The sequence below is a fragment of the Kitasatospora sp. NPDC024654 genome, from assembly GCF_055559155.1.
Map to the genome: position 1 here is coordinate 140,588 of NZ_JBVHLF010000007.1, position 26,788 is coordinate 167,375.

Genomic DNA, 26,788 nt, shown 5'->3' on the forward strand with positions numbered 1-26,788 from the left:
TCACTCCGCCGCCGTCAGCTGCGCCAGATACCGCTGCGCCGAACGCAACTTGCGACCGTCCGGCCCGGGCAGCAGCGCGCGCAGCTCCAGCAACTCCGGGGCGAAGCCGATCGCCTGGTCACGGTCCCGGACGGCCCGCCAGCAGGCCTCGGCATTGGTCGTGACCTGCTGTGTCTCCGGGTCGTCCGGTCCCCGCTCGGCGAGCAGCACCAGGGCGACCTCGCGGTAGAGCTCCGCCGCCCCAGCCGGATCGCCGGCCAACCTGGCCACGTGCGCGCGCACCTGACGGATCATCAGTACTGCTTCGGCATCCGGTCCGTGCGCGTCGGCGGCCTCCCGCTCCAGGACGCGGGCGAGTTCGGCGGCGGTGGCGTGCTCGCCGGCGTCGGCCGTGTGGACGATCCGGCCGATCGCCTCGCGGTAGTCGGTGGGCGCGGTCACCCGCTCGCTCTCGGCCGACGACCGCGGTCGCACCGCACCGGCGGGCAGCACCGGGGCGTCCGCCTTGGCCAGCGACACCGCCGCTCCACCCGCGGCCCCGCCGGCCGCGTTGCGGAAGATCGGCCGCTCCGGACCGTACTCCGTGACCACCAGCGCGTCCGCCGGCAGCGCCGCGTCCACCCGCTCCCGCAGCCGCTCCGGCGTCAGCAGGGGACCGGCACCCGGCCGACCGGCCCGCACCGCCTCGACCAGCGCCGACGTGAACGCGCCCGGTGGCTCGGCATCCGGGCTGACCACCGCCCAGAGCGGCAGACCGTCGGCCAGCGGCGAGGGCGTGCCCCGCACCAGCGGCCGGACGTCCGGGTCGGCGCCGAGGTCGGCGAGCACCAGGGTGTCCAGCCCGGCCGGGCGGGAGCGCAGTTCTTCCGCCACGCTCCGCCAGGCCAGCCCGTCCGGCCCGCGCAGCATCAACGACAGCCCACCGCCGGGGCGCTCGGCGCCCAGCCGGCCGGCGAGGTGCAGCAACAGCGGGCCGGGGTGCCGGGCGGCGGCCCGCAGGTGGGCGAGGACGGTCTCCAGGTCGCTCGCGGACGGCAGGTGCACGGCGTCCACCTGCTCGGCGGCGAGCAGCGTCTGCGGTGCGATGTCCGCGAGCAGCACGGAGACCCGCGCGCCGGCGTGCGCGCCCTCGATGGTCAGGATCCGCCCGCGCTGCCCCTCCCCGACCACCGCCGACGGGCCTTCGGCGGCATCGACGGCGGGTTCGGGCCTGACCACCCGCAGCACCGCCGTCGGCGCCGCGCCCGCGACCGGTGACGAGGAGAACCGCATGGTCAGCTGGTCCGCCGCCGGCTCGTCCCAGACGTCAGCGGGTCCGACTTCTCCGGAGATCGATGAACTGTCCGCCAACGCCGGTCACCACCCCGCCCGCCACCTCGGCGGTCTCTGTCCGCGGGTCACGGCCCGTGCCGCCGCTCCCCTCCCGCGCCACCTTACGGGGTTCCCGGCGCTCCGCTCCAGGGCGGCGGCGACCTGACGGCCTACCCCGGGACCGCCGCCTTCGGTAGGTTCACCATCGAACCATCACCCCCGAAGGGACCATCATGACCACCGAGCGCCCGTCGCCGCCGATGATCGCCGGCGAGCGCGAAACGCTGCGCGCCTTCCTCGACTTCCACCGGGCGACGCTCGTCATGAAGTGCGACGGGCTCTCCACCGAGGAGCTGCGCCGGCAGTCGATGCCACCCTCGACGCTCTCCCTGCTCGGCCTGGTGCGGCACCTGGCCGAGGTGGAGCGGCAGTGGTTCCGCCGCGTGGTCAACGGCGAGGACATCCCGCTCGTCTGGTCGGACCAGGGGGACTTCCAGGTCGCGTACGACACCACCGGCGCCACCCGGTCGGAGGCGTTCGACGCCTGGCGGGTGGAGGTCGAGCACGCCCGCCGGATCGAGCGGGAGGCGGAGTCGCTGGACGTGGTCGCGCACTGCGCCAGGTGGGGCGAGGACGTGTCCCTGCGCATGGTGATGCTGCATCTGATCCACGAGTACGCCCGGCACAACGGCCACGCGGACTTCCTGCGCGAGGGGATCGACGGCACCGTGGGTGCCTGATGGATCATCAGGCAGCCTAACGGGGGCCGCTGTTCAACATTCTGTCATGCGCACGGACTTCACGTGCCACCGGTGCTGTGCCTTACTGGTGGGCGCTACGCGCGTTGCCTTCGTCCGACCGCGTCAGGAGCCCCCGCATGAGCTTCACCCACCGTGTCCTGCTCACCCTCACCACCGGCGCCTCCGCCGCCGCCACCCTGCTCGCCCCCACCGCCGCGCACGCCGCCGGCGCCTACTCGCTGCAGATCCTGCCGGATCAGGGCGAGAGCGCGATCTACGACTTCGTCGAGTCGGCCAGCAAGTCGATCGACATGACCATGTACGAGCTGCGCGACACCACCATGGTCAACGACCTGGTGAGCAAGGAGAAGGCAGGCGTCAGAGTCAGAGTGATCCTGGACGCCGCGCAGACCTCGGTCAACAGCGCCGCCTACAGCGCGCTTTCGGCCGGCGGGGTCGGGGTCACCTACTCGTCCTCGGCCTTCGTCTACACCCACCAGAAGACGATCACCGTCGACGCTGCCGAGTCGTACGTCAGCACCGGCAACCTCGACACCACCTACTACAGCACCTCACGCGACTACGGGGTCTACGACACCGACTCCGCCGACGTCGCGGCCATTGAGCAGGTCTTCGACGCCGACTACGCCAAGACCTCGATCACCCCGTCCGACGGCGACGACCTCGTCTGGTCGCCCACCGACTCGCAGAGCCGCCTGCTGGCGCTGATCAACGGGGCACAGCACAGCCTCGACGTCGAGGAGGAGGAGTTCGACGACACCGCACTGGTCAACGCGATCGTCGCGGACGCGCAGCGCGGGGTCACGGTCCGGGTCGTCGCGGAGAACGAGTCGTCGACGTACAGCAGCGAGCTCAACCAGGTGACCGCCGCGGGCGGCAAGGTGACCACCTACACCAGCCCCACCGGCTTCTACATCCACGCCAAGGCGATCGTCGCCGACTACGGCACCCCGACCGCGAAGGTGTTCGCCGGCTCGGAGAACTTCTCCGACAACTCGCTCAACCACAACCGCGAGTTGGGGCTGATCATCAGTGACCCCGGCGTGCTGAACGGCATCGAGTCGACCTTCAACGCCGACTTCAACCAGACCAGCAGCGGCGGCGGCAGCGTGGCCGTGACCAGCCCCGGCAACCAGACCGGCACCGTGGGCACCGCCACCAGCCTGCAGATCTCGGCGAGCGACACCGCCGGCGGCACGCTCGGCTACACGGCCACCGGCCTCCCGGCCGGGCTGTCGATCAACCCCTCGACCGGCCTGATCTCCGGCACCCCCACAGCCGCCGGCACCTCCACCGTCTCGGTCACCGCCACCGACAGCACCAACGCCACCGGCAGCACCACCTTCAGCTGGACCGTCAACCCGGCCGCCGGCAGCTGCACCGCGGCCCAGCTGCTGGGCGACCCCGGCTTCGAGACCGGTAGCGCGGCGCCGTGGTCCGCGTCGTCCGGCGTGATCAGCGACAGCAGCGACGAGCCACCGCACAGCGGTTCCTGGGACGCCTGGCTCGACGGGTACGGCACGACGCACACCGACACCCTCTCCCAGGCCGTCAGCCTCCCGAGCGGATGCCGCAGCTACCAGCTGAGCTTCTGGCTGCACGTCGACACGGCGGAGACCAGCACCACCACCGCCTACGACACCCTGAACGTGCAGGTCCTGAACAGCTCCGGCACGGTGCTGGGCACCCTGGCGACCTACTCGAACCTCGACCACGGCACCGGCTACGCCCAGCACACCTTCGACCTGTCGCCCTACGCCGGACAGAACATCACGCTGAAGTTCACCGGCACCGAGGACTACGAGCTGCAGACCTCGTTCGTCATCGACGACACGGCCCTCAACGTCGGCTGATCCCCACGCCCACCCGGCTCCCGTCCCCTCGCAGGGGGCGGGAGCCGTCACCCGTACCCTCGTGCCCGTCAATGGACCGTGATCACCTGCACGTTCATCCCGTGTGGACATGCCGTAGGGTCCGGAGCTCGATGCGTACTGGCTCCCCGGTCGAAATCGACCGGCCGACGCGCTCGTTCGTCCAGCGAACCAAGGAGAACGCGGGACTCCCGCCTGCGTGGCCGGCCACCACCCCGCTATGCCGCGCTGCGCGGCGGCAGCCGCCGTGTGATCCGGTCGAACAGCTCCTCCAGCGGTTCGCCGAGGTCCCGGCCGAACTCGGTCAGCCCGTAGCTGACCTGGGGCGGCGTCGTCGGCTCGACCTCCCGCCAGACCAGGCCGTCCTGAACCAGCGCGCGCAGGGTCTGGGCCAGCATCTTCTCGCTGATGCCCTGAATGCTCTCGCGCAGCTCGTAGAACCGGAGGTCGTTGCTCCGCAAGGAGATCAACACCCAGATGCCCCACCTGCTGGTCACGTGGTCGACCACATCGCGCGCCGGGCAGTCGGTGTGAAACACCTCATACCGCTTCCCGGCCCCGGCCCGCTCGTCCTGCACACCTACCACCATGTCCCGAGCTTACGTCAAGGTATGTCCTTACCAAGGGTTAGCCGCGGCTCCTAGCGTGAAGGCCACAGAGGACATCGGGCAAGGAGCTGATCATGATCGTGGTGACCGGGGCTACCGGGAACGTGGGCCGGCCGCTGACGCGGGCGCTGGCGGAGGCGGGCCGGCAGGTGACGGCGGTGTCGCGGCACGCGGCGGCGGTGCCGGACGGTGTCCGCCACCTGGCGGCCGACATTGCCGAGCCGGCCGGCCTCGAGCCCGCGCTGACCGGGGCGACCGCGCTGTTCCTGCTGCTCTCCGGCGACCTGCACGCCGCCGGAGCCAGCCCGGCCGACATCATCGGCCAGGCCGCGGCCAGCGGGGTCCGCCGGGTCGTCCTGCTCTCCACGCAGGGCGTGGCGACCAGGCCCTGCGGCGCAACGCGGATCGCGATGCGCGCGCTGGAGGAGGTGCTGCGCGAGTCCGGCCTGGAGTGGGCCATCCTGCGGCCGGGCGGTTTCGCCTCCAACGCCCTGTGGTGGGCCGAGTCCGTCCGCGCGCGGCGGGTCGTCGCCGCTCCCTTCGGCGACGTGGGGGTGCCGATCATCGACCCGGCGGACATCGCCGAGGTCGCGGCGGCCTGCCTGCTGGACGACCGGCACACCGGCGGTGTGTACGAGCTGACCGGCCCGGAGGTGATCACACCGCGCCAGCAGGCGGAGGCCATCGGCGCCGCGCTGGGCGCGCCAGTGCGGTTCCACGACCTCACCCGCGACGAGGCCAAGACCGCCATGGCCCAGAGCATGCCGGCGGAGCTCGCCGAGGACACCCTGGACATCCTCGGCTCCCCGAGCCCGGCCGAACTGCGCGTCAGCCCGGACGTGCGGCGGGTCCTCGGCCGCGCCCCGCGTCCCTTCGGCTGCTGGGCCGTCCGCAATGCCGCCGCGTTCCGCTGAGTCCGGCCAGCGCCGCAGGGGACTGCTCGGCGTGCTCGGCGATCCACTGCTGACAGTCGAGGAACCTGATCCGAGGTCGACGTCGGCACTCTGGATCGGGACTTGAACACTCCAGATGGCCAGTTCCTGCGGGCACCGCCATCGGCACCGCATGCTCACGGTGCCCCTTGCTCGCGCTCTCGCGGTGAAAGCCCGGTAGGGAATGGAACCTGACGGTTCCATTCCGGAGTAGGTGCGCAGCAGATCCCGGATTTGCGCATTCACTGCGCATCATCCTCCGACATCGCGCATCGAACTGCGGAACCCACACATGCGCCTCCCGTTGTCACGCACCGGAGAGGAGGTCGCGGAGCAGGGAGACGGTGTCGGGGTCGAGGCTGCGGCCGGTGCGGCGGCTGAGGGCGTCCAGGCGGTTGACGGCCTTCAGGAGCTGGTCGCGGGCGCCGGCCGAGGCGTAGGCGTAGAAGAGGTCGCGGTGCAGGAGTTCGACGTCGGGTGCCACGGCGAGGCCGCGGAAGACCGCTGCCTCGGCGTTGCGGTGGTCGCCGTACTGGAGCCTGCGGGCGGCCAGTTCGTGGGCGGTGTCGACGACGGTGGCGAGCATGTCCTGGCGGTCGGCCTCGGCCCAGCCGTAGGCGGTGGCCGGGGTCTCCGCGAACGGGGCGCCGCGGACCAGGGCCAGCGCGTGCGCCAGCGCGGCATCGGCGGTGGAGCTGGTACTGCGCATGCCGCGACGGTAGAGGCTGCGGAACTCGTCCCAGTCGCAGGTGACGGTGGGGGCGAAGGCGCAGCCCTCGGGGGTGTCCTGGCGCAGGAAGGCGCGGCCGTCGGGGGCGTTGCCGAGCCAGCCCGCCAGCTCGTCGAGGGAGGCGGGCAGCGGCTGGTCCGGGCGGGCGTGGTCGCCGGGGTGCAGGGCGCGGTCGATGGCCTCGGGGGTCGCCCCGGGGTGCAGGGCCAGGTACGCGGCGAGTTCGGTGAGGCCGGGGCGGGCGGACGGCTCGGCCGGGCCGATGGCGCCGAGCACGTCCACCGGGCCGAGCAGACGGATCCGGGGAGCGGCGCGGAAGGCGTGGGCCTCCGGGGAGCGGAGGATGGCGAGCAGGTCGTCGGCGTCGCTGCGGACGGGAGTGGTCGTCGCGGTGAGCGGGGCGGGGGCGGCTGGTTCCGGACGGGACGGGACGCCGGGGTCGGCCTCGGCGAGCGCGGGGGCCGTGTCGTGGGTGGGGAGGGGCTCGGGGGTGGGGTCAGGAGTGGAGTCGGGGACTGCGACGAGTTCGGTGGGGCCGGGGGTGGGGACGAGGTCGGTGGGAGTGGGGTCGTCGGTGGCGGGCTCGATGTCCGGCCGGGTCTCGGGCGACACGAGGGGAACCGGGAGTACCGGCGCCACCGGGGGGACGGGGGACACCGCGGCCACCGGAGGCTGGCTGGCCTGCAGGCCACGGCCGTTGAGCGCGTGCCGGGGCCGCAGCGGGAAGGCCGGGAGCACCGGTACCACCGTCGGAGTGGCGTCACCGGTGCCGCCGCACGGTGCGGCAGCCGGGTCGACGGTCGCGAACGGGCTGCTGCCCGTGCCGACCACCCGGGCGATCAACCGCGGGCCGCTCTCCGGCAGGCCCTCCGGCAGTGAGGCGCCGATGAACGGCAGGTCGGACGCACCAACTCCGGCCAGTACCGGTACTGGCACCGGCAGTTCGGACGGGTCCAGCTCGTCGCCGTCCAACGTCCAGTCGGGCGCGGGCCGTTGCTCGGTGGATCCGGAGGTGTGCAGCAACTCGGTCCAGTGCGCGTACTGTTCGTCGGTCAGCCGCTGCAGTTGCAGTTGCAGGTTCAGGCCGGGCAGGGTGGCCGGGCCGCTGCTGGGCAGCGTCCAGCGCGCGACCGGGCCGGCGCCGCGCTCGGGGGCCCGGGTGACCACGGCGAGGCAGGTGCGCGGGCGGCCGTCCAGCAGCCGGCCCAGCTCGGCCGGGAGCTCCCCGCCGGGTGACTGGACGGAGAGCACGATCTCCGGCACCCAGGCCTCGTCGGCCTGGCCGCGACTGCGCGCGTCCCTCGGGTGGGTGGCCCCGGCGGCCACCAGGGTGGCGCGGGCCCGGTCGGTGCGCGGGCCGACCGCGTCGAGCGCCGCCTCCAGGCTGGCGTACCGGTGGACCCGGTCGACCACCGTGTCGGAGACCGGCAGGTCGTCGGCGAAGCCCACCAGGTGCAGGTTGAGCTTGTCGGCGAGCGGGCTGTGCGCGAGTTCCAGCGCGATGGTGCGCAGCACGTCGCGGGCGTCCTCCGGCTGACCCGAGAGGTGCAGCAGCCGGGCGGTCTCCAGGTCGGCCAGGACGGCCGCGCCGTCAGCGGCGGTGCCCAGGGTGACCAGCGCGGGGTAGGGGGCGGTCACCTTGGCCGCCTGCTCGGCGGTCAACAGCCCGTCCGAATCGGCGGTGCACCACCAGATGTTGGCGGTGTGCGCGGCCCGGAACGGGGCGATCGGTGCGGCCGCCACGGCCAGGTGCAGCTCCACGGTGCCGCCGGTGGTCACCCGGACCGCGGCGAGCGCGGGCAACCGCTTGCCGGTCCGGCTCACGTTGCGCGCCATGGTGCGCAACGCACGGTTCAACAGGTCGAGGCCGTAGTTGTTCTGACGTGTCTTCAGTTCGGACTCGAAGACCGCGGCGGGCGGTGCGGGCAGCGGGATCCGGCGACGCGGCCGGCGGGCCCGCTGTTGGGCACCGCGCCGGTGGGCGACCGCACCGATCAGCACGGCGGCGAGCAGCACACCGACCCCGGAGACGGCCAGGGCGTCGGTGTAGTCGCCGCTCGGGTCCTCGGCCCGGGCTCCGTCATGGCTGCGCGTCTGGGCCCGGCCGCCGCGCGGGTGGGCCGGGGTGGCCGGCCGGGCGTCGGCGGACGGCCCGGGCGCCCCGCCGGGGTGGGCGTCGCCCCGGAGGCCCGGGTCGTGCTGCGGGGCCGCGGGAGCCGGGTCCGCCTGGGCAGGCGCGGGCGCCGGGGCCGCCGGGGCGGGGGCGGCAGGGGCGGGCGTGGCCTGGGCGCCCGGGATGGTGAGCACCATGCCCGGCACCACGACGTTGGGATCGGTCAGCCGCTCCCCGTCCGGCGCCTGCACCCCCTTGTTGGCGTCGAAGAGTTGCGGCCAGTCGTCCGAACTGCCCAACTCCCGTTGGGCGATGGCGGACAGCGTGTCGCCGTCGCGGACCGTGGTGCTGGCCGGCCGCGCGTCCCCGGCCGGCGCGGACCGCCGCGCCGCGGGGGCGGGCGTGGCGGCCTGGGCGGCAGAGCCGTCCGGCTCGGCGTCGGCCGGCATGAGCAGTTGCCAACCGGGCTGGATCGGCCGGTCCGCGTCGAACCGGGCCCCCGAACCGTCCATCACCCGGCCGTCGTTGAGCTTGGCGATCTCCTGCCAGCGGTCGCCCGAGCCGAGTTGACGCTCGGCGATCGACCAGAGACTGTCGGCGGGCCGGCTGTCCCGCACGGTGTAGGTTGGCTGTTGCTGGGGATCGGAGGCCTGCAGCGCGGTCACCGGGGTCGCCGACGGACCGGCGGTGAGCGCCGCGAGCCGTGGTGCCGCGGCGAGTTGGGCGGGAGCCGTGGCGGCCGGCAGTCGTGGCACGGTGGCGGCGAACGAGGCGCCGGCCACCGGCAGCAGCGCGATCACCGCACCGACCAGACCCGCCGCCATCCGCTGACTCCAGCCGAAGGCCGGGATCCGGCGGGCCACCCGTCCGCGCAACTGGGCGGGGACCTCCAGCAGGACGGACGAGACGAAGCAGAACCAACCGATCCAGCCGATGCCGACCAGCGCCCAGAGGAAGAGCTGTCCGTTGTCCGGACCGGTCAGCAGCGCACCGGGGTCGGCGAGATCCACCCCGCCCATCGCCAGCACCGCGTCGGTGCCGTACCAGAGCAGCGCGGGCACGCCGAGCAGCAGCACGGCGAGCGCCAGCAGTGCGCCGAGCGCGGCCGGGAGTGAGCGCAGCGTGTCCGAACCACGCCCCGGCGGGCCGGAGTTCGGCTTTCCGCCCAGCGAACTCCCTTGGGACCTCGCGGCGTTCGGGGCGCCGGAGGCCGCCTCGGGGTTCGGGCGGGCATGGACCTTGGCTCGTGGTGCGGCCATCAGGCGCCCCCCGCTTCCTCATCGCCGGGCACCAGGGTGGCGGTGCCGGTTCCTTGCACGGTCAGGGTGGGTGTGTCGAAGAGCCCCAGCAGGGCGGTCCGATACGTGGTGTTGATCACCACGGTGATCGAGGTGGCGAGCGCCGCGGGCGGACTGCCGTCCGGCGGATCGGCGTGCAGCCCGTACGGCCTGAGGTAGGCGTTGGCGGCCGCGTATCCCTCGGCCGTGTTGATCAGCAGACCCTGGCCGGTGAGCAGGGCCCGCTGGTCGATCTCCTGCCCGCCGACCCGGGCGGCCTCCTGCGCCAGTGCGTCGGCGTTGGCGATCGCCCGCAGGCGCCCGCCGCAGTCGAGCACGATGCCGACGAACATCAGCATCATCGCGGCGCTCAGTGCCACGAAGATCGAGACGGTGCCCCTGTCGCGGGCGTCCCGACGGACCCTCACTACCCCTCCCCAGGGCGTACGGTGTGCTACTGCGACCGGTAGCGGTCGATGACCGAGGTGAAGCTCCCGGTCATCGTCTCCGAGCCCGGTACCCACAGTGGGAACAGATCACTCACCCTGACCTGGCAGGTCACGGTGACGTTGACGGCGTTCAGGGTGGTGTCGCCGACCGGCAGCTGCTCCGGCGTCGCGGAGACGGCGAGGTCCGGGCAGACCACGCCCCGGGCGCGCAGGACCTCGGCGGCCGACTCGCTCGCGACCTCCTGTGCCGAGCGGGTCGAACGGTCGAGCGTGGCGCTGCGGGCCGCGGTCCGGGCCGCCTCGTCGACCGTGCCGCCGACCACCTGCAGCCGGCCGATCACGATCACCAGGCAGAACAGCACCAGGATGGCCGGCACCAGGATCGCGGCCTCGATGGCCAGGCTGCCGCGCTGCGGATCGGGCCCGCCGGACGGACGGGCGGTCGTGGCGCCACGGACGGTCATGGCGCCACGTACCGTTCGATCGGTGCCGTGGCGCTCTGGGTGATCCACAGGCCGCTGACCCCCGGTGGGAGGAACAGCGGCTCGAAGCGCACGGTGACCCTGATGGTGTTGGGGTCCGGGTGCTCCACCTTGACCTCGGGTTTGTCGAGCAGCCCCTGGCACAGGGCGAGGAAGTCGGTGGCGCGCTGCTGGGCGGCCTGGTCGTTGCTCTGGTACCCGCGTCCCGCGTCCACGCCCTCCCGGGCGGCGGTCAGCGCGACGGAGTCGGAGTACCAGAGCAGCGCGACCTGGGCCACCCCGATGACCAGGAAGAGCACCGCCGGGAAGACGAGCGCGAAACTGAGACTGAGGACTCCGCTGTCGTCCCACCGGCGGCGCCCGGTCACGAGTGCACGCCGTTGGGGATCGTGGTCGGCACCTGCTTGCTGACCGCGCCACCCAGGGTGGTCAGGGCCGCCAGCACCGCGCCGGCGATGCCGATCACCACGATGACGATCAGCGCCATCTCGACGCTCAGCGCGCCGCGGTCGCCCGCGGACCGGGCGGCCCGCAGCCGTCCGGTGTGGACCCGCAGCAGGGCGGTGGCGAGCAGCAGCGGCAGCAGCAGCGGTTGCAGGAACTGGCGGGGCAGACTGCGCAGGGACTTCATGATTCGCTCTCCCAGGGGGGACGGAACTCCGGTGGGCCGGAGTGGACTTGATCCGGACGGGTGTGCAGCGGGGGATATCGGCCGGTCCTTCGGAAGACCGGCCCTTCAGAAGACATGGAGCATCTGGTACAGCGCGGGGTAGACGATCAGGACGGTCATCAGCAGGGTGAGCGCCGCGCCGGGCGCCACCATCCGCTCGCTGTCGGTGCCGGCCTTGGCCAGCTCGTCGGCGAGCAGCTCGTCCCGCAGACCCTTGGCCCGGGCCCGCAGGGTGTCGTACACGGCGGCGCCGTCGGTGCCCGAGATCCGCATGATGTCGGCGACGTCCTGCAGCGGAGTCAGGCCGAGCTCCTCGGCGAGCGTGTCCAGGCCGTCCCAGGGCGGCAGCCGGTCGGTGGCGGCCCGCTCCAGGGCGTCCCGGATCCGGCGCAGCACCGCGCCGCGGCCGATCGCCGCCGCCCGGCGCATCGCCTCGGCCGGACCGTGGTCCGACGCCCGCTCCAGCGCGACGAGTTCGAGGTAGGCGGCGATGCCGTGCAGGTACTCGACCCGGGCCTCCTTCGCCTCGCTCTGCACGATGGCGTCGGGCAGCAGCCAGCCGCCCGCGGCCATGCCGAGCCCGGCCAGCATCGGAACCGCCACCGGCAGGGCCACGCCGCCGACCGCTGCCATCGCGGACAGGTAGCCGGGCAGCACCAGGCCGATCAGGGCGAAGAGCAGCTTGTGCGCCATGAAACGAGCCGGGGCGCGGCCGATCAGAGCCAGCTCCTGCCGCGGCACCCGGGCACCGACCACGGCCAGTGCGCGGGCGCCGAGCTGGTCGTACCAGCTCGCCCGGGCGGTGGTGGCGGCCGTCCGCCGGGGGCTCGGGGCGCGGTGCAGGCGCTCCAGGGCCTGACCCAGGTCGGGTGGCGCGGGGCGGAGTTCGGAGATCAGCACGGCGAGTCCGCCGGCGGCGGCGGCACCCGCCAGCACGGCCCAGGGCGAGATCACCGGGCCTCCCTGAGCAGGGACTGGCCGGCGGCCGGTCCGTCGTCGGGGGTGCGGGCCGGGTCGGGGCCGTGGGCGGGGTCGGCGAGTCCGCGGTCGTCGCCCGGGTCGTGCTCGCCGTCCGACTCCGGCAGTGCCATCACCCGGCTGCGGCGGTCGGGCTCCAGCAGGCGTGGCAGCGGCGGATTGGCGGCGAGCGACCGCATCCAGGCGATCACGGCGACGAAGAGCGCGGCCAGCACGCCGAGCACCAGCTGGCCCTGGAAGGTGCTGTAGGGCGCGGTGTAGCGGCTGTTGAACGAGCCGACCACGATCACGATCAGGATGATTCCGACCAACCAGCGGATGGTCGTCCGGTGCTTGGCCCGGTCCGCCTCGATCGAGCGGCGCTGGCGCACCTCGTCGCGGACCGAGTCCGCCAGGTCGGCCAGCGACCTCGCCAGCCCCGGACCGCTGTCGCCGGAGCGCAGCAGCAGGGCGGCCAGCACCTTGTCGGCGGTGGCGTCGGCGAGGCTGTCGGCGAAGGCGCGCAGCGCGTCCTCGACCCGCCAACGGGCCTGCAGGCGGGAGGCGAGATCGTCGATCTCGTCGGCGAGCGCGGCGGGGGCGGTCCGACGGCTGGTCAGCAGCGCCTGGTTGAGGCCGGTGCCGAGGAGCAGGACGTCGGCCAGCCGCTGGGTCCACTCGGCCAGCGCCTCCAAGCGGACGATCTGCCGGGTGTCCGAGCGGGTCGCGGCGAACAGCCAGGGGAGGCCGAAGAAGGCCAGCGGCGCCAGGCCGGCGGTGACCGGGATCCCGGTGAACAGCCAGAGCAGCGGCGCGGCGGCCAGGGAGAGGCCGAGCTGGATCCGGCGCAGTCGGGCCGTACCGGGGCTCGCCGCACCGGGCGCGCCGTACCAGAGGACGTGCGCCCGGGTGGCGAGCGGTCCGGGCTCGGCGGGCCGGGCGGCCCGGCTGCCGCGAACGCCGACGACCAGTGCGACCAGACCACCCGACAGCAGGACCCCGCACAGGGTGTAGAGGAGCATCAGTGGCCCCTTCCAAGGGTGGTGAGCGGTGCTCTCGGGGTTGGCGGCGTTGGCATGGGAGCGGCGCTCTTCTTCGCGAGCAGCGCTCTCGGCTTCGGCGCGAGAGCACTGCTCCCGTCCGTGAGCAGCGCCCGCAACGAGATCAGTGCTCTCGTTTTGGAACAGCGATCTCGGGAGCAGAGCAGTGCTCTCGCGCCGGATGCCGTGGACTGCGAGCAGAGCACTGCTCTCGCCTCCGACACCCTGAGCTGCGAGCAGAGCGCCGCTCTCGTTTCGGGCACTGTTTTCATCGCAGACCACCGATCCGCAACGAGAGCGGTGCACTCCAACTGCCGTGCGCCGACTGCAGGAGCCCGGCGTCGAAGCCGGCCCGCCGCAGGTCGTCCAGGCAGTGCGGCGGCGTGTGCGGGACGGCTCTGGGCTCGCCGAGATCCGGGCGGGGGCCGAACACCGTGTTGAGCGCCGGCCTGCCGTTCTCCCCGAGCCCGGTCACCTCCAGCACGTGCGACACGAACCGGTGACGCTGCCCGCCGACGGCCGTCTCGTCCACCATCGCCACGTGCACGATCAGGTCCACCGCGTTGGCGGTGAGCCGGTAGGCGAGGCTGTCGGTCATGTGTGAGCCGTACTCCAGGCAGAGCTCGGCGATCCGGTCGACCACCATGTGCGGTCCCCGGGCGTGCAGGGTGCACATCGACCCGCCCTCGCCGTTGGTCATCACCCGCAGCATCGGCACCACCTCGCCCGAGCGGACCTCGCCCACGATGATCCGGGAGAGCGTCATCCGCAGTGCGGCCGGGATGAGTTCACCGATCGTGAGCTCACCGGCGACCCGGCCGTCGACCCGTTCGCCGTTCCCCTCCCGGGCCTCCATCGGCACGACCTGGCGCAGGTGTCCCAGCGTGTGCAGCCACAGCTCGAACTCCGACTCCAGAGTGCCGATCCGCTCGTCCGGCGGGATCTCGGCGGCCATCGCCCGCAGCAGGCTGGTCTTGCCGACGCCCTGGGTCCCGGTGATCATCACGTTCTTCCGGGCCCGGATGGCCGAGGCCAGGAAGGCGGCGATGGTCGAATCGACGGTCCCCAGGGTCACCAGATCGGCCAGGGTGGCCGAGGCCACCCGGTGGCGGCGGATCGCGACGTACGGCCGCGGAGTCACCTCGGTCAGCGCCTGCAGCCGCATGCCCCCCTCCAGGCGCAGCGCCAGGGTCGGGCTCGCGGTGCTCAGGGTCCGCTCACCGCCGCCGTGCTGGCGGGCCAAGTCCTGGAGCAGCTCGATGAGTTCGGCATCGCTGTTGGCCACCGGCGGTACCTGGCACAGGGGTTGGTGGACCCGGGAGACCCAGACGTCGTCGCACCCGTTGATCACGATGTTCTCGATGTCGGGATCGTCCAGGTAGGGCTGCAACCGGCCGGCCCGGAACATCAGGTCGTAGACGGCCTCGGCCAGCGCGCGGTCCTGCTCGCGGGTCGGGCTCACCCCGTGGGTCACCGCGTACGCGTCGGACCAGCGGGCCACCGCCTCCTCGATCAGCGCCCGGCCACGCTGCCGCCGGGTCGCCCGGTCGGTGTCGGGCCCGTGGGTCCCGGGCGCCCGGGAGAGCTGCTGGTGCAGTTCGGTGGCGACCTGCCGCTTGAGCTCGCGGGCGACCTGCGGATCGACGGCGGGGACCGCCCCGACCTCCCACGTCCCGCTGGCGGGCAGCACGGGCAGGCCCGACGGGGTGGCGGTCGCGCCGGGCGTCGGCGCGGTGGTGGCGGACGGGACGGACGGACGGGCCGCCGCCACCCGTGCACCGGCGCGCGGCCCGGCACCCGACGGCTCGGGCGCCGCCGGACGCGTGCCGGGCACCACGGCCCACGGCAGGGCGGCCGGATCGGCCGGGCCAATCGGGGCGGTCGCGGGCACGTCCCGCATCGGGCTACCGCGCACGGAGCACCTCTCCCGGGGCGTCGGCGCTCTCCGCGGGGGCGGGGAACGGTGCGGGCGCGGCCGGATGTGGCGCTATTCCGGCGAACGGCGGGGGCACGGGGGCAGGGGCGGGTTCCGGCGCGGTTCCGGTCTCCTGGGCGGGCCCGGTCTGCGGCCCGTAGAGCTGACCGGACGCAGCGGCGTAGCCGGCCGGACCGGGCCGTGGTGCCGGGGCCGCGGCCATCGGGCCGGGGAGCACCGCACCGTTCACCGGGGGCCCGGGGGTGAAGGGAGTGCCCTCCGCCCAGGCCGGTTCGCCGACCGGACCGAAGTTCTGACCGGACGGTGGGGCGTAGGCACCGCCGCCGTGCGGTTCATGGGCCTGCCCCTCGGCGTGGAAAGCCGGCGGAGCCGACTCCTGGGGCCGAGCGAGGGGGTAGGAGTCCACGGTCGACGGGTCCGCCCAGCCGTTCCACTCGCCAGCGGGGCCGGGGCCGCCCGGGAGGTCGGCGGCAGGGCTCGCAGGGGCGCCGGTGGCGGCAGGGCCGGCAGTGACAGCAGGGCCGGCGGGAACGCCCGGGACAACAGGGACACCGGGAACAGCGGCGGCGACACCCGAGCCGGCGGGCCCACCCGAAGTGCCGGCCCCGGCGGAGGCCCCGGGCGTGAGCCGCACCCGCCGCCGCCCGACGAGCGCCTGCAACTCGTCGGCCGCCGTCCGTACCGTGCGCATCAACTCCGAGCGGACGAACCGCCGGTCCGTGCTGTCACCGCCGTCCGAGAGGACGCGGGCCGTGCGGACCGCGTGCGGCAGCGTGGCGAGCACCGGCAGCCCGAACTCGCGGGTGATCTCCGCCGCCGGGTACGGGCCCTCGGCGACGACCAGCAGGCCGAGCGCGTCCGCGCCGGTCCCGGCGCTCTCCAGGTCCGCGCGGAGCGCGGCCAGCCGCGGCCGGGCCGTGCTGAGCCCGCGCAGCGTGCTCCGCACGGTCACCGCGACCGCGTCGGCCCGCCGGGCCAGCACCGCGCTGCGCCCGAACGCGCCGGACCGACCGAGGTCGAGCAGCACGTCGTAGCCCTGCGCCTCCAGCCCGTGCAGCGTCTCGACCAGCGGCTCCCAGGTGTAGGCGAGCCCGGCGGCCTGGGCCGGATCGGTCAGGCCGGGCAGCAGCAGCCGGTCCCCCGCGCCCTGTGGTGAGACGTCGATCAGCTGCTCCCACAGGGTCTGCGCGAGCAGGCCGCGCCGGTCCGCGACCGCGAGGTTGCGCAGCCCGTACACCGCCTCGACCCGGCCCTCCAGCGCGCCGGCCAGCGCCGCCCCGCCGTCCGGGTCACACTCGACGAGCAGCACCCTGCGCCCGGCCGGCAGCGGCCAGGCGAGCAGCAGGGCGAGGGCCGTGGTGGTGGCCCCGGGCGCGCCCGGGCCACCGGCGATCGCGATCACCGCCATCAGGAACCGCCCCCGCTCTGGCCACCCGTGCTCGGACTCGATGACGCCTGTGGTGCGGACGAGGGCGACCGCGCCGCCAGGATCACCTCGACCCGACCGCTCGCCACCCACGCCGCCAGCGTCGGCCCGTTGCTCGCCGGCACCGCGACGTTCACCACCTGCCCGCCGTCGCCGTCCGGTTTGCTCGCGTCCGCGACCACCGCGTTCATCGTGGTCGGCGAGCCCCCGGGCAGTCCGCCCGTGGACGGATCGCCGGTCAGCACGAGGACCACCTGCTGGCCGGCCTCGAGGTCGCCGGCGGGCAGTTGGCCGCGCTTGAGCGAGACCCCGACCACCTGCTGGTCCGGCTGCACCACCAGCGCCCGGGTGATGTCCGCCACCAGCAGCAGCGCCCCGCGGTGCAGGTCGGTGGTGGCCCGCTGGCCGATCGCCAGCTGCTCGTCGGCCGCGTTCACCGGAGCCAGCGCCGGGTCGCTGGCGATCCGCGCCACCACCAGGTCGGCCGCGGTCAGCGGCTGTCCGTACGGGACGTCACGAGCCAGCGCCAGCACGGCGATCCGCTGTCCGGTGCTGTTGTAGAGGACGGCGCCACCGAGCCCGCCGGCCGCGATCAGCGTGGCGGCCATCGCGATCACCGCGGGCCGGCGGCGCCGGGCGCGCAGCGAACGGGACGGCGCGACCGGGTCCGGCCGCTCCTCCGAGCGTGCCGGCACCGCCACCCCGGCCGCCTGCTCCCGGCCGAAGGCGGACCTGCCGAGGGTCGGTGCCGGGAAGGTGCGGTTCTCCATCGGGCGTCGGCCTTCCTCACGAGGTACGGGGTACCACCAGGTACGGGGTTTCGGGTACAGGTGCTGTGCCACGGGCTAGTTGAGGACCTGCAACTCGTTCACCGACAGCCCGATCGGGTCGCTCGCCACGGTGATCGTGAGGTCCGGATAGGCCTGGTCGCCGGCGGTGTTGTTCCACGAACTGACCGTCCAGTACTCGGTGGCCGTCAGGTAGAACCCCGCCGGGCCCCCCGCGGCGGCCGAGGGAGCGGCCGTCGGGGTGGTCGCCTTGCTGAACGTCCTGGTGCACGCGCCGGCCGGCACGTCCTGCTCCAGGCCCGGCTGGTACGGCACCCCGGGCCCCTTGCAGTCGAGCACCGCCTCCTGGCCGGTCGTCGGATCCACGTAGCCGAGGTCCCAGAGCACGTGGTCGAGCCGCGCGGTGGCGGTCACCGAGAGGCCGTTGAGCGAGACCGTGGTGCTCTGCGGTCCGACCGTCTGGTCCTGGTCCGCGGCCGAGGTCTCGTACCAGAACCAGACCGGCACCCCCACCAGCGCCGTTCCGGCCGGCGCGGTGTGCACCACCGGTTTGGCGAACTTCAGTTGCTTGATGGCCATCTGGGCCGCCGTGCCCGGGTCGGGTGGCGCCTGCCCGGTCCCCGGCGGCTTGGCCAGCCAGACGGGGCTCTCGACCTCCAGCCCGCCGCCGGTCAGCGCACACGTCTTGGCGTACACCGCGCCGTCACTCGAGCTGTGGCCGTCCCAGAGCGGATCGCCCGGATCCGGCTGCGGACTCAACTCGTCGAAGTAGCAGCCGGACGAGCTGTCGAACCAGCCGTAGTCCGGATCCCAGCACGGCCACTGCTGACCGTTCCAACTGCACATCGCCGGGCCGCCACCACCCGAGCCGGTACCGCCACCACCGCCGGAGCCCGGCGTCGGGCTGCTCCCCGGTGAGGTGACCACCACGCAGACCTCCAACACCACACAGGGGTTGACGCCACCCCTGGTGGGTCCGGCCGCCGCGGCGGGTGGGGTCGTGCCGGGTAGCAGGGTCGTGCCGGCCAGCAGACCGGCGATCAGCAGGAGTTGGCCCATCGTGCGGCGTAATGACCTCAACATGTCCGGCCCGCCTCGCGGTTGAACTCGAATACCTTCCAACTGCTGTCATTGATCCGCAGCACCACGGTCGCCGGGTAGCGGGTGAGGCGCTGCGGTGGATCCTCGATCGCGCCGCTGTGGGCGTCCGCCTGGTGCCAGCCGGTGACGTCCACGCAGTCCTCGATCACCGCGCTCTGCGGACTTCTCCGCAGGTCGAGTTGTCGAACCACCGGGTTGGTGGCGGGCGCACCCGTCATCACCAGCTGCGCCTGGTGCAACTGCTGCAGGCTGACCAGCACTTGACTGAGCGCCTGCCCGTTGGAGTACGCCCGCACCTGCGCACCGGTCTGGTCGCCGGTGGCGAACGCCTGGACCTGCGCCGCCCACCAGGCCTGGTAGGCCCGGAGCACCACCCGCGCCACCGCCGCATCGGGTCCGCTGCTGGGAACCGCCGCGCCGCCCGACGGACCGGGCTGCGGCACACCGGACTGCGGCACCCCGGAGGAACCCGGCGACGCTTCCGACGACGACGGCGAAGGCACCCCCGAGCCGCCGGCAACTCCCGCACCGGGAACGCCCGGTGCGAGCCGGGCCGCGGTCCCCGCCGAGGCCGCGCAACCGGCCGGGAAAAGCGTGAGCAGAACCGTCGCACCGACCCCGACCGCCCTCAGGCGTAAGACCGCCCTCAGGCGTGACAAAGCCTTGCTACGGCACATAACCCCACCTTGCCGCGACTAACTCGACGACAACCGGCCGAAGTTGGCAGAAAACACCCACCTGTTGCCCAAGTACGGCGTGGGCACCGATTCTTCGCCAACCCACCCGCGCCCGGCAACACCTTGGGCCCCTGACCTTACGCGGAAGGCGGATCGGTTGGGGCACTTTCCCGCCACAGAACAGCCAACAGTTCTTCGGAAACCGACAATCCGGCCAGCGCGCCGCGCACCGCGGCGCGATTGCGTATCAACAACCGGCCACCGGCGGGCGGCACCAGCAGCCGTGCCTCGACCCCCGACGCCAGCTCGCCCCACGCCAGTTCCGCCGCCACCGCGGGCTGCAGGTCGGCCGGCCCGACCGCGGGCGGCGCACCCGGCACGCCCTTCTCCAGCACCCGGGCGAGCGCCCAGCTGAACGAACCCTCCGCGCCCGGCAGCACCGCCGACCGGCCGCGCCGACCACCCGGGTACGGCCCGACTCTTCCCCACAGCGGGACTCTGGAGTGCGCCAGCAGCTCGGCCGCCCCCTGCTCGCCGGTGGATCCGCCGAGCGCCGCCCAGGTGTCCGGGGCGGCGACGGCGTCCACCAGGAGCAGTGCCTCCTCCTGCGCGCCGTGCACCATGGTGCTCACCACCCAGTCCCACGCCAGTCCGCGCCGGTAGGCGTTGTCGGGAGTGCTGCCCGCGGTGACCAGCGCCAGCCGTCGCGCGCGCGGGTCGGCCACCAGCTGGCCGAGCAGGCAGACCACCAGCCAGCGCCCCTCCTGCTTGGCCGCCTCGCGCAGCGCGGTCAGAATCGTGTTCGCGTCCGCTCCGGGTGGCACCAGCGTGGTCCGACAGCCCTGGTTGCCGGTGTCGAAACAGACCCCGGGCAGCGCCTCGGCCAACAGCCGCGCGCCGTGCGCGGCCCGCGCCGAGCCGCCGAAGCTGCGCTCCGGACCGCCGTCCGCGCCGATCACCACCAGTTCCACCCCGCCGCTCATGCCCGCACCCCTTCGTCGCCCGTCGCCACCCCGCCGGCGTCACCCGCCGCTTCCCGCCCGGCCCACTGGTATCGCGCGCCACCTTCCGCACGCCACCCACGGCGCCCGTCCCGCCGGCGCCGGACCGGGTCACCGACGGGACGTCACCGCCCCCGGCGCGTCGCTCACCTCACACTCTGCCGCACGGCCGCCCGCCGGGTGGGGGTCTCGGCGAGAACACCTCGATCGGGTGTCCGGCGAAGTGGACCGCCCCGGTCCCCCCGGACGGTGACCCCGGCCCACCCGGACGGTGATCCCGGTCACTCTCCGCCAGGGCTTGCCGACTCCGGGACCATGGGCCCTATCGGCCCGCCCCGCCTGGGCGCACTATCTGGGGTATGGACCGTCCGGACCGCGTCGAGGACCTGAGCGAGGCCGACTGCCTGCGCCTGCTGGCCACCGTGCCCATCGGGCGCGTGGTGTACACCGAGCACGCGCTGCCCGCCGTGCTGCCGGTCGTCTTCCGGCTCGACCCGGACGGCCGGCTGGTCCTCGCGCTGCTGCCGGACCCCGGCCGCTCCCGCGCGCTGGACGGCACGGTGGTCGCGTTCCAGGCCGACCACCTCGACGCCGCCGGCGGTACCGGCTGGAGCGTGCTGGCGCACGGCCGCGCCGAGGTGCTCCGCGACCCGGCGCGGCGCCACGCGCTGCTGAGCACCGGGCCGCGGCTCTGGCTGACCGAGCGCGAGCCGATGTTCGTCCTGCTCACCCCCGAGCTGCTCGCCGGGCGCCGGCTGCGCCCGCCCGCCACCGCCGCCCTGCGGCCCGCTCCCGCCCCGCAGCCCGCCGGCGCGGCTTGCGGGCACCGGCCCGTCGGGTGACCGGCCGGTAGGACTACGCTCCCCGAAACGGGTGGCCGGCCGTCGAGCCGGGCCGAGCCGGCCGTCCCGAGTCCGCACCGGCCCTCAGGAGCGCAGCATGACGACGTTCACCACCCTCGACGAGCTGACCGCCGCCGTCGGCACCGAACTGGGCACCAGCGCGTGGCACACCGTGACCCAGGAGCAGGTCGACCAGTTCGCCGAGGCCACCGGCGACCACCAGTGGATCCACGTCGACCCCGAGCGCGCCAAGGAGGGTCCGTTCGGCGGTCCGATCGCGCACGGCTACCTGACCCTTTCGCTGATCCCGCTGCTGGCCAAGGAGTGCTACAGCGTCGGCGGCGTCCGGATGGCGGTCAACTACGGCTCGGACAAGGTCCGGTTCCCCGCCCCGCTGCCGGTCGGCACCGCGGTCCGGGCCACCGCCGAACTGCTCTCGGTGACCGAGGTGTCCGGCGGGGCGCAGGCCGTGGTCCGGTTCTCGGTGGTGAGCGAGGCCAGCCCGAAGCCGCACTGCGTCGCGGAGACGATCACCCGCTTCTACGTCTGACGCTCCCACGGCCGCCGCCTGCACCCGTTCACGGCGCCTGCTGACGGCCTGTCCAGCGCCGCCTCGAACGGAGGGTCGACTCCCCGATCCGACGGGCCGAGCGGCCGCGGGACCGGTAGTCTCCCGATGAGGTGTTGATCGTATCGAGCGGGCCCACCTGACGGCAGGCCCGCTCGGCGTCGTGTGACGTCCGTTCCAGGACTTCTAGGACTAGGAGCTGCCGTGCTGCCCGGCCCCGTCCCCTGGTACTCCCGAGTCTCCGAACTGCTCTCCCCCGGGACCGGTGGACTGCGCGGGCTGTCGACCGCCGGCTGGCGCCGCGTCCGGGCGAAGGCCTTCGGGGCCGAGCCGGCCGGCGAGCGGCTGGCCCGGATCCGGCGCAGCCCGCACTTCGTCGACGGGGCCTTCCGCAACCCGGTGCCGACCCGCCGGCTGGTCTACGAGCGGTCGGCGCTGGAGGTCACCCGCGCCCAGCTGACCGCCGACCGGGGCCGCCGGGTACCCGGCAACCCGGTACCGGTGCACCCGCTGCGGGCGGCGGAGCTCACCGTCCCGCCCGCCTCCGGGCTGCGGCTGACCTGGCTCGGCCACGCCACCGTGCTGGCCGAGCTGGACGGCCGCCGGGTGCTCTTCGACCCGGTCTGGGGTGAGCGCTGCTCGCCGTTCACGGGGATCGGCCCCAAGCGGCTGCACCCGGCGCCGATCCGGATCGCCGACCTCGGTCCGGTCGACGTCGTGGTGATCTCCCACGACCACTACGACCACCTGGACATGACCTCGGTGCGGGCCCTGATCGGCGGCGGCGCGCAGTTCGCGGTGCCGCTCGGAGTCGGCGCGCACCTGGAGCACTGGGGCGTGCCGGCGCACCGGATCACCGAGCTGGACTGGTGGGAGTCGGCCGAGGTCGCGGGCCTGACCCTGACCGCCACCCCGGCGCGGCACTACTGCAGCCGCGGCCCGCGCACCAGCACCCACTTCCTGTGGGCCTCCTGGGTGGTGGCCGGACCCGCGCACCGGGTGTTCCACAGCGGCGACACCGGCTACTTCCCCGGCTTCGCGGAGATCGGCGGCCGGCTCGGCCCGTTCGACGCCACGATGGTGCAGATCGGCGCGTACAGCCGGTTCTGGCCCGAGGTGCACATGACACCGGAGGAGGGCGTCCGGGCGCACCTGGACCTCGGGGGCGCGGTGCTGCTGCCGATCCACTGGGGCACCTTCAACCTCGCGCCGCACCCGTGGGAGGAACCGGTCGAGCGGACCGTCGCCGAGGCCCGGTCGCTGGCCGTCACGGTGGCCGTGCCACGGCCCGGGGTGCCGTTCGAGCCGGCCGAGCCGCCCGAGCCGGAGAGCTGGTGGTGCGCGGTGGTGGGCCGCCCGGAGCCGCTGGTGGTCGAGGCGCAGGCCGCCGAGCCACTGGGGGAGCCGCAGTCGGTGCCGGACGAGGCCTCCCACGGCGACGAGGTCCCCGCCTGACCGCGGGCGCGGGCCGGCCACGGGCGCGGGCCGCTCACCCCGCCCGCCTGCGGCGGCGCCCCGCAGGTGCCCGTTACCAAGCTCACAGCCCGGTCGGCCCGCCCTCTGTCACTATGATCCGATGACTGACGCGGTGACGGTGGGGCAGCAGGAGGCGGGGGCCGGCAGATCGTTCCGTGACCTGCTGCGGATCGACCAGCTCGACGAGAACGCGTTCCGCGGCCGCTGCCACGCCGGCGCACCGATGCGGGCCTTCGGTGGCCAGGTGGCCGCCCAGGCACTGACCGCCGGCGGCCGGACCGTGCGGGCCGGGCGTCAGGTGCACTCGCTGCACGGCTACTTCCTGCTTCCCGGTGACCCGACCGAGCCGATCGACTACCAGGTGGACCGGGTCCGCGACGGCCTCTCCTACGCGACCCGGCGGGTGACGGCGGTCCAGCGCGGCCAGGCGATCTTCACGCTCTCCGCCTCGTTCAAGACGCCCGAGCAGGGGCCCGAGCGCCGGCGCACCATGCCGCCGGTGCCCGGGCCGGAGGAGCTGCCCGACCCGATCCGGCGCTGGGCCGAGACCGACCCGGAGGACTTCGGCCGGGCCGCCGGCTTCCACTCGCTGGACATCCGGTTCGTCCCGGCCGACGCACCCGGCCTGCCACCCGCCGTCCCGGGCATGCCGCAGCAGTTCGTCTGGGTGCGGACCGGCACCGAGCTGCCGGCGGACGACCCACTGCTCCAGGTCTGCGCGCTGACCTACCTCTCCGACCTGACGCTGGCCTCCACCACCGCGCTGCACCTGCAGCAGCACCGGTTCCAGCGGACCGGGCCGACCCGGGTGGCGCTGGCCTCACTCGACCACGCGATGTGGTTCCACCGGCCGTTCCGCGCCGACGACTGGCTGCTCTTCGCGCAGCGCAGCCCGAACGCGGGGGACGGCCGCGGGCTGGCCATGGGTGAGTTCTACGACCGGGGCGGCGTGCTGGTCGCCTCCGCCGTCCAGGAGACGCTGCTGCGCGAGCGCGGACCGGTCCGCCCGCTGGGCTGAGCCCGGTCACCGCCCCGCTCCCACCCCCGCCCGCGTCATATTCACCGTGCGGAGCGGCCCGTATCATGGTGTGGGTGACGACCAAGGTTGACCTGTCACCCCGTCCGATCGAGGCGATGTCGCCCCGTCAGCTGGAGCGCCGCCGGAGCCTGATCGCGGCCTCGCTCGCCCTGGTCACCGAGACCGGCGTGGAGCGGCTGCAGATGAAGCAGGTGTGCGAGCGCTCCGGGGTCGCCCTCGGCACGGCCTACCGTTATTTCTCCTCCAAGGAGCACCTGCTCGCCGCCGCGATCGCCGACTGGCACCGGCTGCTGCTCGCCGATCTGGTCGCGGAGCCACGCCGGCCGCGCGGCCTGCCGGAGTCGGCCGGCCCGTCGGAGCCGTCCGACCGGATGCTGCGGTTCGTCCGGCACGGCATGCGGGCGTACCAGCGGCAACCGCAGCTCGCCCATCTGCGGGTGACGGTGGCGGGCTCCACCGACCCGTTCGCCAGCGAGGCGCTGCAGGGCATGGCCCGGGCGGACGCGCTGGCGCTGCGGGCGGTGATGTCCGACGTGCCACCCGCGGAGAGCGACCTGGTCGGCCGGATCGTGGCGCACGCCTGGCAGGGCGAACTGACCGCGTGGGTCACCGGCCGGGCCACCCTGGGCGATGCCCGGCGCCGGCTGGAGGACGTGGTGCGCCTGGTGCTGGCGCCGTACGGGACGGCCTGAGCGGCCCTCCGCCCTTCCTCCGTCCGGGTGAATTCCCAGCCCGGCCGCGCGCCGCGTCCCACGGTCATCTCCCTTGGCGTGCCCAGGCGGTGCCGCCCGAGCACGGTCGATTACCACAGGCAACCGAACATTACAGAAAGTCAGATGAGTGGCATGCTGGCGGACACCGACCGGCCCCGCCCGTCACTCGGGGCCGCCCGGTCGCCGCACCGTCGCCGACCGGTCGCCGCCATCACCGCGTCCTTCCTCTCGTCCGTCCGAAAGCCGATCAGCATGTCCGTCCAGACGGCCAGCGCACCCGCCCGCCCCGCCACCGCCTTCCCCTCCGTCCACGGTCCTTCCCACGGCCGGCGCGGCCGGGCGACCGACCACACCGTCCGCCGCCGTCCGGTCCCGGTCGCCCCGCGGGCCTGCGCGCGGTTCGGCGGGCACCCGGTGCCGCTGCCGAGCTTCTGCCACGGCACGGCGCGGTAAAGCCGGCCGCCGCCGTGCCGGCCGTGCTCCGACCGGCCCCGGGGCGCCGAGCCGGTGCCCCCTCCCCCACCCTGCTCGGTCCGTCCCTCCTCCAGTCGAACGCAAGCCGCTGACCAGCGGACCCACCCAGAATCCGGCCCGCCGCAGCGGGTTCCGCGCAGGCTTCCGGACCACCGTTCCGAATCGCCGCGTGGGACGGGTGCGGCGTTCACCCTCGTGTCGTCATCGTTTAACACCTGACTGGGAAGCTCATCACCATGAACGACCACCTGCCACGCTCCCCCCGCCCGCTCCCCGGGCCGGCGGCGCTGGACCCCCTGGACGCGCGCGACCTGCGCGACGCGTACCCGGCGAGCGCGATGGACGCCACCGCCGACTCGGCCCACCCGGCCACGGCGGCCGGCGCGAACTCCTCCGGTTTCCCGCTCCCGCAGCGCCACCGCCGGATCCTGGCCTGCGCGGCGGTGGCCGCGTCCATCGCGCTCGGCGGCTTCGGCGTCGGCGCGACGGTGGAGACCGTCCAGCACGGCACGGTCAACGCCGCGGCCGCCTCGCACTGACGGCGACAGCGGCTCCCGGAACCGCGCCCGCCACGCCCGGCCGGCTCCCCTCGAACGAAGCTCCTTCGCCCCGCCCTCCCTCACGTGTGGCACTGCCGGTGGCGCGGGTAGGAACGCCGGTATGACACCAGCAGGCCGTGAGCCCACCGTCCCGGAGATGCTGCGGGCCAACGAGCGGAACTGGGACGCCCGTACCCCGGTGCACGCGACCAGTGACTTCTACGGGCTGGACGGCTCGCGCTCCCCCGCCGACTGGTTCGCGCCCTTCGAGTGGGAGGACCTCGGCGACCTGCACGGGCGCACCGTGCTCCACCTGCAGTGCCATCTCGGCACCGAGACCCGCGCCTTCGCCGAGCGCGGCGCGGCCCACACCGTGGGACTCGACTTCTCCGGGGAGGCCATCGCGCAGGCCCGCCGGCTCGCCGCCGGGGCGGAGCGCGGCCTGGAGTTCGTCAGGGCCGACGTGCACGACGCGGTGGCCGCGCTCGACGGGCGGCGGTTCGACGTCGTCTACACCGGCAAGGGCGCGCTCTGCTACCTGCCGGACCTGGCCAGGTGGGCGCAGATCGCGCACACCCTGCTGCGGCCGGGCGGCGTGCTGTACGTGGTGGAGTTCCATCCGCTGCTCAACTCCCTCGGCCCGGTTCCGCAGCCGGGCGAGGAGCAGGGACACCTGCGTCTCCACCGCGACTACTTGGGCGGCCGAGGGCCGGTGCGGATCGACTCCGCCCACACCTACACCGACGGGCCGCCACTGCTGGGGGCGACGGTGAGCTACGAATGGCGGCACGGCATCGGTGACGCCGTGCAGGCGGTGGTGGGCGCGGGGCTGCGGGTGGCGGGGCTGCGCGAGACGGACCTGCTGCCGTGGCCGCGCTTCCCGAGCATGCAGCGGGAGGAGAACGGCTGGTGGCGGCTACCGGACGACGCACCGAAGGTGCCGCTGATGTTCGCCCTGCGCGGGGTCAGGCCGGCCTGACCCCGCACGCGTGCGGGGACGGGAGCGA

The 26,788-nt window shown here is 74.1% G+C and carries 26 protein-coding genes; 11 read left to right on the forward strand and 15 right to left on the reverse strand.

The features are described from left to right. Entirely contained in the window at nt 1-1,350 is a 1,350-nt protein-coding gene (locus tag ACZ38L_RS06830) for a hypothetical protein (protein WP_465689933.1), read from the reverse strand. A gap of 194 nt (nt 1,351-1,544) precedes the next feature. Here ACZ38L_RS06830 and ACZ38L_RS06835 point away from each other — a divergent pair, with 194 nt between their 5' ends. Continuing rightward, nucleotides 1,545-2,051 (forward strand): DinB family protein, encoded by a 507-nt coding sequence (locus ACZ38L_RS06835; RefSeq protein WP_465689935.1) that lies wholly within the window; start codon nt 1,545-1,547, stop codon nt 2,049-2,051. 137 nt (nt 2,052-2,188) lie between these two features. Then, nucleotides 2,189-3,925, forward strand: a complete 1,737-nt coding sequence (locus tag ACZ38L_RS06840; RefSeq protein WP_465689937.1) for a phospholipase D-like domain-containing protein — start codon at nt 2,189-2,191, stop codon at nt 3,923-3,925. Nucleotides 3,926-4,161: 236 nt separating this feature from the next. On the opposite strand, the gene ACZ38L_RS06845 is transcribed toward ACZ38L_RS06840, so the two are convergent. Then, nucleotides 4,162-4,533, reverse strand: a complete 372-nt coding sequence (locus ACZ38L_RS06845) for a winged helix-turn-helix transcriptional regulator (RefSeq protein ID WP_465689939.1) — start codon at nt 4,531-4,533, stop codon at nt 4,162-4,164. Between the two features lie 92 nt (nt 4,534-4,625). On the opposite strand from ACZ38L_RS06845, the gene ACZ38L_RS06850 reads away from it, so the two are divergent. Next, nucleotides 4,626-5,465, forward strand: a complete 840-nt coding sequence (locus tag ACZ38L_RS06850; RefSeq protein WP_465689941.1) for an SDR family oxidoreductase — start codon at nt 4,626-4,628, stop codon at nt 5,463-5,465. Nucleotides 5,466-5,790: 325 nt separating this feature from the next. Here the strand turns inward: ACZ38L_RS06850 and ACZ38L_RS06855 are convergent, their stop codons facing one another. From ACZ38L_RS06855 to ACZ38L_RS06915, 13 genes are all read right to left on the reverse strand, one after another. Next, nucleotides 5,791-9,585, reverse strand: a complete 3,795-nt coding sequence (locus tag ACZ38L_RS06855) for a LysM peptidoglycan-binding domain-containing protein (RefSeq protein ID WP_465689943.1) — start codon at nt 9,583-9,585, stop codon at nt 5,791-5,793. Further along, on the reverse strand, nt 9,585-10,031 hold the full coding sequence (locus ACZ38L_RS06860; RefSeq protein WP_465689945.1) for a hypothetical protein: 447 nt from the start codon (nt 10,029-10,031) through the stop codon (nt 9,585-9,587). Before ACZ38L_RS06860 ends, ACZ38L_RS06855 begins: the two co-directional genes overlap by 1 nt. A 26-nt stretch (nt 10,032-10,057) precedes the next feature. Beyond that, nucleotides 10,058-10,516 carry a TadE/TadG family type IV pilus assembly protein gene (locus ACZ38L_RS06865; RefSeq protein WP_396562072.1) on the reverse strand — a complete coding sequence of 153 codons (459 nt, stop codon included), beginning with the start codon at nt 10,514-10,516 and terminating at the stop codon, nt 10,058-10,060. After that, nucleotides 10,513-10,902 carry a TadE/TadG family type IV pilus assembly protein gene (locus ACZ38L_RS06870; protein ID WP_396562074.1) on the reverse strand — a complete coding sequence of 130 codons (390 nt, stop codon included), beginning with the start codon at nt 10,900-10,902 and terminating at the stop codon, nt 10,513-10,515. Before ACZ38L_RS06870 ends, ACZ38L_RS06865 begins: the two co-directional genes overlap by 4 nt. Further along, nucleotides 10,899-11,165, reverse strand: coding sequence for a hypothetical protein (locus ACZ38L_RS06875; protein WP_396562076.1), 267 nt, complete (start codon nt 11,163-11,165; stop codon nt 10,899-10,901). The genes ACZ38L_RS06870 and ACZ38L_RS06875 overlap by 4 nt, the downstream gene beginning before the upstream one ends. A gap of 105 nt (nt 11,166-11,270) precedes the next feature. Further along, nucleotides 11,271-12,158, reverse strand: a complete 888-nt coding sequence (locus ACZ38L_RS06880) for a hypothetical protein (protein ID WP_465689948.1) — start codon at nt 12,156-12,158, stop codon at nt 11,271-11,273. Beyond that, on the reverse strand, nt 12,155-13,183 hold the full coding sequence (locus tag ACZ38L_RS06885; RefSeq protein ID WP_465689950.1) for a type II secretion system F family protein: 1,029 nt from the start codon (nt 13,181-13,183) through the stop codon (nt 12,155-12,157). Before ACZ38L_RS06885 ends, ACZ38L_RS06880 begins: the two co-directional genes overlap by 4 nt. Before the next feature lie 286 nt (nt 13,184-13,469). Further along, nucleotides 13,470-15,116: a CpaF family protein gene (locus ACZ38L_RS06890; RefSeq protein ID WP_465689952.1), complete on the reverse strand. Its 1,647-nt coding sequence runs from the start codon at nt 15,114-15,116 to the stop codon at nt 13,470-13,472. Then, a complete protein-coding gene (locus ACZ38L_RS06895; protein WP_465689954.1) occupies nt 15,106-16,545 on the reverse strand; it encodes a hypothetical protein in 1,440 nt (479 codons plus the stop codon). The genes ACZ38L_RS06890 and ACZ38L_RS06895 overlap by 11 nt, the downstream gene beginning before the upstream one ends. Then, nucleotides 16,545-17,333 carry an SAF domain-containing protein gene (locus ACZ38L_RS06900; protein ID WP_465689956.1) on the reverse strand — a complete coding sequence of 263 codons (789 nt, stop codon included), beginning with the start codon at nt 17,331-17,333 and terminating at the stop codon, nt 16,545-16,547. Before ACZ38L_RS06900 ends, ACZ38L_RS06895 begins: the two co-directional genes overlap by 1 nt. A gap of 75 nt (nt 17,334-17,408) precedes the next feature. Then, a complete protein-coding gene (locus tag ACZ38L_RS06905) occupies nt 17,409-18,410 on the reverse strand; it encodes a hypothetical protein (RefSeq protein WP_465689958.1) in 1,002 nt (333 codons plus the stop codon). 17 nt (nt 18,411-18,427) lie between these two features. Then, nucleotides 18,428-18,910, reverse strand: coding sequence for a hypothetical protein (locus ACZ38L_RS06910; protein ID WP_465689960.1), 483 nt, complete (start codon nt 18,908-18,910; stop codon nt 18,428-18,430). A 356-nt stretch (nt 18,911-19,266) separates the two neighbouring features. Then, a complete protein-coding gene (locus ACZ38L_RS06915; protein ID WP_465689962.1) occupies nt 19,267-20,112 on the reverse strand; it encodes a hypothetical protein in 846 nt (281 codons plus the stop codon). Nucleotides 20,113-20,489: 377 nt separating this feature from the next. Here ACZ38L_RS06915 and ACZ38L_RS06920 point away from each other — a divergent pair, with 377 nt between their 5' ends. The 8 genes from ACZ38L_RS06920 to ACZ38L_RS06955 all read left to right on the forward strand — a co-directional run bounded on the left by ACZ38L_RS06920 (nt 20,490) and on the right by ACZ38L_RS06955 (nt 26,760). After that, entirely contained in the window at nt 20,490-20,972 is a 483-nt protein-coding gene (locus ACZ38L_RS06920) for a pyridoxamine 5'-phosphate oxidase family protein (RefSeq protein WP_465689964.1), read from the forward strand. A 97-nt stretch (nt 20,973-21,069) separates the two neighbouring features. Further along, the gene (locus ACZ38L_RS06925) at nt 21,070-21,522 is read left to right on the forward strand and encodes a MaoC family dehydratase (protein WP_465689966.1); all 453 of its coding nucleotides are present in this window, start codon (nt 21,070-21,072) and stop codon (nt 21,520-21,522) included. A gap of 288 nt (nt 21,523-21,810) precedes the next feature. Then, a complete protein-coding gene (locus ACZ38L_RS06930; protein ID WP_465690011.1) occupies nt 21,811-22,995 on the forward strand; it encodes an MBL fold metallo-hydrolase in 1,185 nt (394 codons plus the stop codon). 121 nt (nt 22,996-23,116) lie between these two features. After that, a complete protein-coding gene (locus ACZ38L_RS06935; protein ID WP_465689968.1) occupies nt 23,117-24,034 on the forward strand; it encodes an acyl-CoA thioesterase in 918 nt (305 codons plus the stop codon). Nucleotides 24,035-24,108: 74 nt separating this feature from the next. After that, the gene (locus tag ACZ38L_RS06940) at nt 24,109-24,747 is read left to right on the forward strand and encodes a TetR/AcrR family transcriptional regulator (RefSeq protein WP_396562096.1); all 639 of its coding nucleotides are present in this window, start codon (nt 24,109-24,111) and stop codon (nt 24,745-24,747) included. Nucleotides 24,748-24,891: 144 nt separating this feature from the next. Continuing rightward, complete coding sequence (locus ACZ38L_RS06945) at nt 24,892-25,221, forward strand: hypothetical protein (RefSeq protein WP_465689970.1); 330 nt, start codon at nt 24,892-24,894, stop codon at nt 25,219-25,221. Nucleotides 25,222-25,478: 257 nt separating this feature from the next. After that, nucleotides 25,479-25,781 carry a hypothetical protein gene (locus ACZ38L_RS06950; protein ID WP_465689972.1) on the forward strand — a complete coding sequence of 101 codons (303 nt, stop codon included), beginning with the start codon at nt 25,479-25,481 and terminating at the stop codon, nt 25,779-25,781. Nucleotides 25,782-25,902: 121 nt separating this feature from the next. Next, entirely contained in the window at nt 25,903-26,760 is an 858-nt protein-coding gene (locus ACZ38L_RS06955; protein ID WP_465689974.1) for a class I SAM-dependent methyltransferase, read from the forward strand. The last annotated feature ends 28 nt before the right edge of the window (nt 26,761-26,788 follow it).

Excerpts from the sequence above, each read along its gene's own strand:
- ACZ38L_RS06875 (WP_396562076.1), bottom strand. The coding sequence starts at position 11,165 with ATGAAGTCCCTGCGCAGTCTGCCCCGCCAGTTCCTGCAACCGCTGCTG.
- ACZ38L_RS06850 (WP_465689941.1), top strand. The coding sequence starts at position 4,626 with ATGATCGTGGTGACCGGGGCTACCGGGAACGTGGGCCGGCCGCTGACG.
- ACZ38L_RS06865 (WP_396562072.1), bottom strand. The coding sequence starts at position 10,516 with ATGACCGTCCGTGGCGCCACGACCGCCCGTCCGTCCGGCGGGCCCGAT.
- ACZ38L_RS06885 (WP_465689950.1), bottom strand. The coding sequence starts at position 13,183 with ATGCTCCTCTACACCCTGTGCGGGGTCCTGCTGTCGGGTGGTCTGGTC.
- ACZ38L_RS06925 (WP_465689966.1), top strand. The coding sequence starts at position 21,070 with ATGACGACGTTCACCACCCTCGACGAGCTGACCGCCGCCGTCGGCACC.
- ACZ38L_RS06950 (WP_465689972.1), top strand. The coding sequence starts at position 25,479 with ATGAACGACCACCTGCCACGCTCCCCCCGCCCGCTCCCCGGGCCGGCG.
- ACZ38L_RS06835 (WP_465689935.1), top strand. The coding sequence starts at position 1,545 with ATGACCACCGAGCGCCCGTCGCCGCCGATGATCGCCGGCGAGCGCGAA.
- ACZ38L_RS06945 (WP_465689970.1), top strand. The coding sequence starts at position 24,892 with ATGAGTGGCATGCTGGCGGACACCGACCGGCCCCGCCCGTCACTCGGG.
- ACZ38L_RS06920 (WP_465689964.1), top strand. The coding sequence starts at position 20,490 with ATGGACCGTCCGGACCGCGTCGAGGACCTGAGCGAGGCCGACTGCCTG.
- ACZ38L_RS06915 (WP_465689962.1), bottom strand. The coding sequence starts at position 20,112 with ATGAGCGGCGGGGTGGAACTGGTGGTGATCGGCGCGGACGGCGGTCCG.
- ACZ38L_RS06955 (WP_465689974.1), top strand. The coding sequence starts at position 25,903 with ATGACACCAGCAGGCCGTGAGCCCACCGTCCCGGAGATGCTGCGGGCC.
- ACZ38L_RS06855 (WP_465689943.1), bottom strand. The coding sequence starts at position 9,585 with ATGGCCGCACCACGAGCCAAGGTCCATGCCCGCCCGAACCCCGAGGCG.
- ACZ38L_RS06935 (WP_465689968.1), top strand. The coding sequence starts at position 23,117 with ATGACTGACGCGGTGACGGTGGGGCAGCAGGAGGCGGGGGCCGGCAGA.
- ACZ38L_RS06840 (WP_465689937.1), top strand. The coding sequence starts at position 2,189 with ATGAGCTTCACCCACCGTGTCCTGCTCACCCTCACCACCGGCGCCTCC.
- ACZ38L_RS06900 (WP_465689956.1), bottom strand. The coding sequence starts at position 17,333 with ATGGAGAACCGCACCTTCCCGGCACCGACCCTCGGCAGGTCCGCCTTC.
- ACZ38L_RS06895 (WP_465689954.1), bottom strand. The coding sequence starts at position 16,545 with ATGGCGGTGATCGCGATCGCCGGTGGCCCGGGCGCGCCCGGGGCCACC.
- ACZ38L_RS06845 (WP_465689939.1), bottom strand. The coding sequence starts at position 4,533 with ATGGTGGTAGGTGTGCAGGACGAGCGGGCCGGGGCCGGGAAGCGGTAT.
- ACZ38L_RS06905 (WP_465689958.1), bottom strand. The coding sequence starts at position 18,410 with ATGGGCCAACTCCTGCTGATCGCCGGTCTGCTGGCCGGCACGACCCTG.